General features: G+C 40.4%; 10 protein-coding genes. 7 read left to right on the forward strand and 3 right to left on the reverse strand.

The window, feature by feature from the left end; all coding sequences use genetic code 11:
* The first annotated feature begins 67 nt into the window (after positions 1–67).
* A complete protein-coding gene (locus ACR2F3_RS07290) occupies positions 68–1,369 on the forward strand; it encodes a UDP-N-acetylmuramoyl-tripeptide--D-alanyl-D-alanine ligase (RefSeq protein ID WP_432709324.1) in 1,302 nt (433 codons plus the stop codon).
* A gap of 14 nt (positions 1,370–1,383) precedes the next feature.
* Here ACR2F3_RS07290 and ACR2F3_RS07295 read toward each other — a convergent pair whose 3' ends face one another.
* Genes ACR2F3_RS07295 through ACR2F3_RS07305 form a run of 3 tightly spaced genes read right to left on the reverse strand, consistent with a single transcriptional unit; the run spans position 1,384 to position 4,448 of the window.
* On the reverse strand, positions 1,384–1,869 hold the full coding sequence (locus ACR2F3_RS07295) for a gliding motility lipoprotein GldH (RefSeq protein WP_432709325.1): 486 nt from the start codon (positions 1,867–1,869) through the stop codon (positions 1,384–1,386).
* Positions 1,862–3,298 carry a PSP1 domain-containing protein gene (locus ACR2F3_RS07300; protein ID WP_432709326.1) on the reverse strand — a complete coding sequence of 479 codons (1,437 nt, stop codon included), beginning with the start codon at positions 3,296–3,298 and terminating at the stop codon, positions 1,862–1,864. The genes ACR2F3_RS07295 and ACR2F3_RS07300 overlap by 8 nt, the downstream gene beginning before the upstream one ends.
* Position 3,299: 1 nt before the next feature.
* On the reverse strand, positions 3,300–4,448 hold the full coding sequence (locus ACR2F3_RS07305) for an ATP-binding protein (protein WP_432709333.1): 1,149 nt from the start codon (positions 4,446–4,448) through the stop codon (positions 3,300–3,302).
* 47 nt (positions 4,449–4,495) lie between these two features.
* On the opposite strand from ACR2F3_RS07305, the gene ruvX reads away from it, so the two are divergent.
* Genes ruvX through ACR2F3_RS07335 form a run of 6 tightly spaced genes read left to right on the forward strand, consistent with a single transcriptional unit; the run spans position 4,496 to position 8,856 of the window.
* The gene (ruvX, locus tag ACR2F3_RS07310) at positions 4,496–4,915 is read left to right on the forward strand and encodes a Holliday junction resolvase RuvX (protein ID WP_432709327.1); all 420 of its coding nucleotides are present in this window, start codon (positions 4,496–4,498) and stop codon (positions 4,913–4,915) included.
* Between the two features lie 4 nt (positions 4,916–4,919).
* Positions 4,920–5,555, forward strand: a complete 636-nt coding sequence (locus ACR2F3_RS07315; protein ID WP_432709328.1) for an O-methyltransferase — start codon at positions 4,920–4,922, stop codon at positions 5,553–5,555.
* A gap of 1 nt (position 5,556) precedes the next feature.
* Positions 5,557–6,126, forward strand: coding sequence for a glucosaminidase domain-containing protein (locus ACR2F3_RS07320; RefSeq protein WP_432709329.1), 570 nt, complete (start codon positions 5,557–5,559; stop codon positions 6,124–6,126).
* A 4-nt stretch (positions 6,127–6,130) separates the two neighbouring features.
* Positions 6,131–7,003: a glucosaminidase domain-containing protein gene (locus ACR2F3_RS07325; RefSeq protein ID WP_432709330.1), complete on the forward strand. Its 873-nt coding sequence runs from the start codon at positions 6,131–6,133 to the stop codon at positions 7,001–7,003.
* A 48-nt stretch (positions 7,004–7,051) separates the two neighbouring features.
* The gene (locus ACR2F3_RS07330; RefSeq protein ID WP_432709331.1) at positions 7,052–7,813 is read left to right on the forward strand and encodes a hypothetical protein; all 762 of its coding nucleotides are present in this window, start codon (positions 7,052–7,054) and stop codon (positions 7,811–7,813) included.
* Between the two features lie 56 nt (positions 7,814–7,869).
* Positions 7,870–8,856 carry a DUF3078 domain-containing protein gene (locus ACR2F3_RS07335; protein ID WP_432709332.1) on the forward strand — a complete coding sequence of 329 codons (987 nt, stop codon included), beginning with the start codon at positions 7,870–7,872 and terminating at the stop codon, positions 8,854–8,856.
* Positions 8,857–9,120: the final 264 nt, after the last annotated feature.

The raw sequence follows: 9,120 nt of genomic DNA on the forward strand, positions 1-9,120 counted from the left end.
TAAAGAATATTTTTTGTTTGTAACGCATAGTGTAATTTTACCAGCACAAATGAAAATATTTTCTAACATGTCAGACATCCAAGCACTTTACCAGCTTTACCTTGCAAACCCGACTATTTCTACTGACACCAGAAATATCAGTAACGACTGTCTGTTTTTTGCATTAAAAGGAGATCACTTTAATGCCAATACCTTTGCCGAAAAAGCTTTGGAAAATGGCGCTGCCTATGCGGTTATTGATGAAGAAGCGTACAAAGTAGATGAGCGTTGCATTTTAGTGGATGATGTGCTGACCACCTTACAGGAACTGGCGAAACACCACCGTAAACAATTAAAAATACCGGTAATTGGACTGACCGGCAGCAATGGTAAAACCACTACAAAGGAGTTGATTAAAGCGGTTTTGGCCCAGAAATATTCAGTTTTTGCTACACATGGTAATTTAAATAACCACATTGGGGTACCGCTATCGGTTTTATCCATTAGCCTTGATACGCAAATTGCAGTTATAGAAATGGGTGCTAACCACCAGCAGGAGATTGCCTTTTTATGTACCATTGCCCAACCTACACACGGATTAATTACCAATGTTGGAATGGCACATTTAGACGGATTTGGGGGCTTCGAAGGCGTTAAAAAAGGTAAATCTGAATTATATACTTATATTAAATCTACAGGTGGAACTGCTTTTATAAACCGGAACAACCATCATTTGATGGAAATGAGTACCTCTGCTAATTTACGGAAAGTGATTTACTATGGAACAAATAAAGAAGATGACTTATACGGTGAGTTGGTCAAAGCAGACCCTTACGTCTCCTTTAACTGGTCGGCTGGGCAGTATACCTATTTAACGCAAGTAAATCTAACTGGTGCATATAACTTTGAGAATAGCCTGGCAGCAGTTTGTATTGGTGTTTATTTCGATGTTAGTCCGTTGCGTATTATCAAAGGCCTGACCGAATATTATCCGAACAACAATCGTTCCCAACTTACTAAAACAGAACGTAATACTTTAATTTGCGATTTCTATAATGCCAACCCGAGCAGCATGTCAGCAGCCATTAACAACCTTGGTGCACTGGTGGCAGCAAATAAGACGGCAATATTAGGTGACATGTTTGAACTTGGAGAGGAAGCTTCAGCACAGCATGAGTTAATTATTCAAATAGCTGCCACTGCCGAAATTGATCAACTTATTTTTATCGGTACAAACTTTTACGCTTACAAAGACCGATATGCAGGACTGTTTTTTAATACTGCTATAGAAGCTGCTGTATTTGTGAAGACTATGCCCCTGAATGATCATTTAATTTTACTAAAAGGCTCAAGAGGAATGGCATTAGAGCAGTTAATGCCACTATTATAAGTATATAATTACGATTAGTTTACACCTTCATGTAGCTGAACTAACAAACCGGCATCACTAATATGGTGCAACGGATTATCTAACATACTTTGTTCGATAACGAAAGTGTATTTTCCGGATTCCGGAAACTTATAGTTGGTGAGTAAGGGCAGTGTATACATATATAAGTCGCCTGAACCAGCGCCGAACCATTTACCATCTGCCGTACCTAACTTATATTCATACCTGCGCGTAGTGCTGGTTTTTCCTGGTCCTTTCACCTGGAACAGGATATAGATATTTGAATAGCGATAAGCCGCTGTATGACGGAGTTTAAAGAAAAGATCATACACTTTGGTATGATCTTTTATGTCGACAACAGTAACAATTTTATTTATATAACTCCAGCGATGCTTAGGCATCGAGACATTGACGTCAGCAATATTGTCTGTTTTACATCCACTCCAAAAACCAAAATTCAGTAGTACAGACGCAATAACCAGGAATTTAACTTTAATCATTTTTTGGTTTATCCGTTGGTTTATCTCCTTGTTTGTCGGCCGGACGGTCACCAGTCCGGCTATTTCGCCTGCGGTTGTTTCTATTTTTATTCTTACTTCCCGCTGCTGGTGCAACCTGGCCTTCTATGGGCTTTTTGTTTTCATCAATGACCTTTCTCGCCTGTGGGGGTCTCTTGGTCGTTTCTGCAGTGTTTTTTACCGCATCTGATTTTTTGGTGTGATCAGCTGCTTTTCGTGGCTGATGTGGACGTGGCCCACGCTCTGCACGCCCAGCATTGGCCTGGTTGCGCTGGTTAGGATTCCTGTTGTTTCGGTTTTGTTTAGCTCTTTTCTCGTCCAATCGGGTTAAGCTATCCTGTCCGACAACATTTTCGTAATCATGGACTTTCTCTACCACTACACTTTCCGCCAGCTCTTGGGCTTCTGATTTGAGGTTATCCGGTTTCTGACCACGTTTGTTCATGGCCATAATTTCTTTAACGCGGTCTACCTTCAACGGAATCCAGTCTTCTGCGTTAGCATAACTAAACCACATTAATTTTTTAAAGATATCTGTCTTTTGATGACGTGCTACGCCTATAGCCGTTTGAAGGCTTTCGATACGATCTGGAATATCTTTTAAAGCATCCAGGTAAGTGTCCAGCTCATAATTTAAACAGCACTTCAGTTTACCGCATTGTCCGGCAAGCTTTAAAGTGTTTAATGATAAGTTCTGATAGCGAGCGGCAGCTGTAGAAACGGTTTTAAAATTAGTTAACCATGTAGAGCAGCATAGTTCACGGCCACATGAGCCAATACCGCCTAATCTACCCGCTTCCTGGCGCATTCCAATCTGGCGCATTTCAATCCGGATTCTGAAGGTTTCTGCCATTTTTTTAATCAGTTCCCTGAAATCAACCCGTCCTTCGGCTGTATAGTAAAACGTAGCCTTAGTTTTGTCGCCCTGATAATCGACATCACTAATTTTCATAGATAACCGCAAGTCTAAGGCTAGTTTACGCGCTTTATGCATCGTCTCCCATTCCATATCCTTCGCTAACTTCCATTTCTCTACATCAGCATCTGAAGCTTTACGATAAATCTTTCTTGTAACCTGATCTAAAGAAGTCTTGCGACGTTTCATTTGCGTCCTTACCAGTTCTCCTGTAAGAGACACGTGACCAATATCGTAACCCCCTGTAGGGCCTTCAACGGCAACTAATTCCCCGATTTCGAGGTAGATATTATCATTGTTTAAAAAGAATTCCTTTCTGGCACCTTTGAATTTAACTTCTACTACCTGAAATGGTATATAATTGGAGGGCATGTCTAAATTCGACAGCCAATCGTAAACTTCTAATTTCTGGCAGCCACCGGTAAGGCAATTGCCATTACTTTTGCAGCCCGCAGGGGCACATCCGCCACCTGTTGAACAACTTCCACATCCCATATTAACTATATATATATTGAGTCCCTTTCGGGAGCGTTTTAAATTTAATTATTTTAACCAATTGTAAAGATACATCTAAAAAGAGAATTTTTGGATTTGCATTCCTTTCGATATGATAATGTGCCTGTTCCAATTCGGTGATAATGGCTTCTGCCATATTTAGATTTAGCACATGTGCCGATAATTTCCTGGCTGTTTCTAAGGTCCTCGCAGGCAGTTTTACCAGCTCCTCGGCGCCGCTAAGCAACAAACAGCATTCCCTGAGGAAACTAATGCCATATTTTAAAAAATTCTTCTGGTTTTCCCTGCCCCAGCCGGCAGCCTGGTCAACAAAAGCGGAAAGATCTAGTACTTTATTGCCATAACCCATCCTTAACCATTCAGCAAACTTTTCAGCATGGTCATTTTGTGCATTTTCGACCAGCATTTTTGCCTCTATTAAATTACCATCGGCAAGAAAGCTATATTCAATAGCTTGCTGTTCGCTAAGGCCATAGTTTTCCCTGAGGTAACTTTCAATGGTAGCATCTGGTAATTTAGGAATTTTAACGATTTGCGTTCTCGACAACAACGTGGATAAGATCTGATCCTGATTATTAGCCACCAATATAAACAACGTGTTCTTTGGTGGTTCTTCGATAATTTTTAACAAGGCGTTACCTTCCTTCTCAAGGTACTCCGGAAGCCACATGATCAACACTTTGGTCTCCCCTTCGAAGGCTTTGTAACTTAGTTTCTTGATGATATCATGACATTCTGCGATGTTGATATTAGCCTGTTTATTCTCGGCCTGAAGTTTTGAGCGCCAGATATCCATGTCAAAATACGGATCGTTAAGAAGCATTTTACGCCAATGGTCGAGCACGTCAACAGCAATTTTAACATCTTTGGAAGCGAAAAAGGGATAGGAAAAATGTAAGTCGGGATGGATGTAACGTTCGTACTTGCGGCAGGAAGAGCATTGACCGCAGCTATCGTTCGCCGATTTCTGAAGACAGTTCAGGTACTGGGCATAAGCGATCGCCAAAGGTAAGGCGCCACTACCTGGGCAAGAAAGAAACAACTGCGCATGACTCACTCTATTCTCGGCAACTGTTTGAATTAATTGCCTTTTTATGGTCTCTTGTCCGATGATCTCTTTGAATCGCATTTGGTGCAAAATACTAAATTTTTAATATGGTTTCGCATATTTGTAGAATGGCACGTATTATCGCATTCGATTATGGTACCAAGCGTATCGGGGTTGCCGTTACTGATCCTTTGCAAATTATTGCAACCGGACTGGATACAATACACCCCAAGGAAATACTGGACTATCTTAAAAAGTACCTCTTAACTGAGCAGGTGGAAGCCTTTGTAATTGGAAATCCCATTCAAATGGATGGCACACCATCGGATTCTGCACAGCACGTAAAAGGTTTTTCAACAACCTTGAAAAAGAACTTTCCACATATCCCTCAATACTGGGTAGATGAGCGTTTTACCTCCAAATTAGCACAGGAAACGATCATGAATAGCGGACTAAAAAAGCAGGACCGCAGGAACAAAGATCGTGTAGATACGATCGCTGCAACTATTATCTTACAATATTTCATGCAGGAACAACGTTTACAATAAGCCTATGAGTATAATTAATGACGACCTGCAGCAATTATTATTACGGTATTGTGAGCCTGAAAGTGATTTATTGCAACAGATTGACAGGGAAACCAACCTTAAGGTTTTAATGCCACGTATGTTATCCGGCCATTACCAGGGCCGGGTGTTAAGCATGCTGAGCAAATTGGTTAATCCGAGAAGAATTTTGGAAATTGGTACTTTTACCGGGTATGCCACCCTCTGTTTAGCAGAAGGCTTACGATCGGATGGCCTTATCTACACTTTAGATATCAACAAAGAACTGGAAGATATGGTGCGGAAGAACTTTGCACAATCCAGTTATAATGAGCGCATTAATTACATTCTTGGTGATGCCACGGAAACTGTAAACACCCTTGACGAGATATTTGACCTCGTTTTTATTGATGCGGATAAAAAAAACAATGGAACTTACTACGATTTGGTTTTCAACAAAATCAGGCCGGGTGGAATAGTGATTGTGGACAACGTGCTCTGGAGTGGAAAAGTTCTTGGTAATCAACAAGATAAAGATACCAGAAATATAATTACATTTAATGACAAGATAGCAGCAGACGACCGGGTAGAGAAATTGATATTACCCGTAAGAGACGGATTATTCATCATAAGAAAAAAATAAAATGATCAAAAAGCTAATGTTTATCTGGATTGGCCTGTTGTTCACAGCAGCAGCAGCCCACGCTCAAACCACGCTCCATTACATCAACCAAAATGTGGCTTATGCACAAACTCTCATGAGAGAAAATGGAATTCCGGCTAGTGTTATTCTTGCAGTCGCTATTCATGAATCCGCCGCGGGCACCAGTAAAATCGCCCGCAACCTGAACAACCACTTTGGTGTAAAAGGTAAAAACTCCAGCACCAAGATTAAATCGGCATATAAAGGATATGCTTCAGTTCAAGACTCTTATGACCATTTTGTCGGATTTATACAGCGTAAATCTGCTTACAATCACCTCTTCGATAAATATGATGAAGATGATTACGTTGCCTGGGTTAAAGGCATCCAGCGTGGTGGATATGCCCAAAGCAGCCTTTGGCCAACAAAAGTCATTGCCCTCATTAAAAAGTATGAATTGTTTAAATATGACCATACGCCCCGTCAGTTAAGTAAACCGACTCCAACAACTACAATGAGTAAAACCAGTCAATATTTAAATACAGTATTACCCCTTCATAAGATCAAGTAAAATAATGACCAATAAGACCTTGCTCCCCCTGCTCCTGATTGTTTTTCTAGCATCTTGCAAATCCAGGCAATACACTAAAAACAACAGGCAGATCGAGAAACAGGCCTCTAAAGCCAATCCAAATTACGAAAGCTATTCTACCCTTAGTTATATCGAATCTTTTAAGGGAGTTGCCATTGAACAAATGAATTCATCAGGTATTCCGGCCAGTATTATCCTGGCTCAGGGTATCTTGGAATCTGCCAATGGAAATAGCAGCCTGGCAAAATATGCCAACAATCATTTTGGCATTAAATGTACATCTGAATGGAAAGGAAAGGGTTACTATAAAGATGATGATGCAAAAAACGATTGTTTTAGGGTATATAAAGATGCTCGGGAATCCTACAGAGACCACTCCGAATTTTTAAAACGCAAGCGGTATAGTTTTTTGTTCGAACTGGATAAAAATGACTATAAAAATTGGGCATACGGCCTTAAACAGGCTGGATATGCCACGAACCCTAAATACCCGGAGTTACTAATCAACTTGATTAACCGCTATAAACTTAACCAGTATGACCAACCGGAAACCGAACAAGAAAAATTTCTGAGGGAGGACCGCGTTTTCGCTGATATCAATAAAAATATTCCAAAGGAGAAGGAAAAGTTTGCCCCGGTAAGTACCCCAACCTCAAATCAAATTATTGTGGCAAATGATATTTCAGATTCTCCCACGGATAAAACAACCTCCAATGGACGCTACACCGTTAAAAAAGGAGACACTTTGTATAATGTGGCCAAACGGTTTAACCTAACCACTGACGAATTGCGCTTGTTAAATAACCTGCCAGATACAGGTATAAAAATTGGACAGGAACTTCTGGTCGTTAAATAATGTTAATTTAGGTTCGACAAGAGGCTTATTGATACTTTTACCTGCAACATGAAAATTAGAGGACTCTTTTTTCTTTTTATATTGCTCGCCAGCAGTGCTTTTTCTCAAGAAAAGACATTTCAGGGTTTTGTAATTGACAAAAGCAGTAAACAACGCCTGGCTAAGGTCTACATTTATAATTCACGCACAGACGATGGCTTATTCAACACCACGAAAGGTGAATTCACCATTAGGGCAAAAAAAGGAGATACCTTATTTGCAGCATTGCCGGGATATGCGATCGATACGATGGTTTACAAAGGCCAGAACTCTGTTTATTTCCAACTAAATCCGTTGTCAATCAGGCTTAGAGAAGTGAAGATTGTGGGGAGCCTGATTAGTCCTGAAGAACAAAAACAAAAAAATCTTAAGGAATATAAGTATGCGCTTGACCAGGGAAGCTCTAAAGACCTACTCAACCTGGGTAGCAATGGCGTAGGCCTTGGTATAGACGCCATCTATAACCTGCTTAGTCGTAAAGGCGCTAACGCCCGGCGGCTGCAGGGTATACTAGAAAAAGACTATCGCGAACAGCTTATCGACTACAGGTTTCGGCCAGACTACGTTCAGCGTACCCTAGGAATTAAGGATTTCGAGCTGGAAGACTTTATGCAACAGTACAGGCCAACGTATGAATTTGTGCTTGCCGCATCAGATTACGCATTCGTTGTCTTTATCAAAAACAACTATAAAGCTTATAAAAGAAACCCCGCAGCCCTGCGTTTGCAAAGACTACCTAAGCCAGAAATAGAGGAGTTAAACCCTGAATAGCGTATTTGTTAACTTTTAGGCCATTGATAAGAAACATTTTTGTTTAATTTGTATTAATGAAAGGTTTTTACACAGTATTACTAGTATTTTCTATTTCAGGCCTGATGGCTCAAGAAATTGATACCATTCCGATCGACACCAAGGATCTGCAGATCAAATTGAAACACAGCCCGCTGCCTTCACGTATAGGTTCCTTAATTTATAAGCCTATAGAATTGGCCCCTAAAGTGGTTGACGCAGAAATTAATTACTGGAATACAAAAACCTCCGTTGGCGTGAACTTAAACCAAGCCGCTTTTAGCGACAACTGGAGTGGTGGTGGAGTAAACTCCATGGCGTTATCGGGTTTAATAAATTACAGAACAGAATACCGTAAAGAAAACCTCAGTTACACCAGCGAGGTAATACTTAATTATGGAAAAGTAAAAAATAGGGGCCAACTGGAAAAGAAAACAGTAGATAGGATCTATTGGGATAATAAAGCCGCCATACAGTTATCAAAAAACTGGTACTTCTTTGGATCGATTAATTTTGAGTCGCAGTTTGATGCAGGTTATAGTTATGAAACCAGGAACGGGCAGGAGGTACGGGGTGCCATGCTGTCAAGATTTATGTCGCCAGGATATTTAACCGAATCCATAGGTTTTGAATATAAGCCTAATCCTTTCTTTTCTACCCGTATAGGTACAGGTACAGCCCGACAAACCTTTGTTTTGGACACCACTATCCATAATGACAAAAACAATAATTTCGGTGTGCCTATTGGCTCTAAAATGATTAATGAGCTAGCTTTCCAGGTGGTGATGAACTATGATAAAGACATTTTCAAAAACATTAACCTGAAATCTAAATATATGGCTTTTGTTCCTTACGACAACTTTGGCTACATCAATCATCGTTTAGATATTGCGCTTACCGCTAAGGTAAATCGTTATATGAACACAGCTATCACTGGAGTCGGTTTATACGACAGGTATACTTCTTCAAAGATCCAGGGAAGTCAGACTTTGTCGCTCGGATTAGTATTTATCTTCCCTCGCTAAAAGATTCGCTGCATTTGGCCTCTGATTCGATCAAAATTAATAACTTTGCCTTCTACAAAAAATTGAACACTAAGTACTAAAGAAAATAAGTCGGATCGTAGCCATGTCGTTCTGTGAGCCAAGGAGTTGTCCCTCTCTATTGTCTTCCTAAGACCGCTTGGCCTCCGACTTCGCTAAAAGATTCGCTGCATTTGGCCTCTGATTCGATCAAAATTAATAACTTTGCCTTCTACAAAAAATTGAACACTAAGTACTAAAGAAAAT

It is taken from the genome of Pedobacter sp. (assembly GCF_045627485.1).
Classification (GTDB): domain Bacteria; phylum Bacteroidota; class Bacteroidia; order Sphingobacteriales; family Sphingobacteriaceae; genus Pedobacter.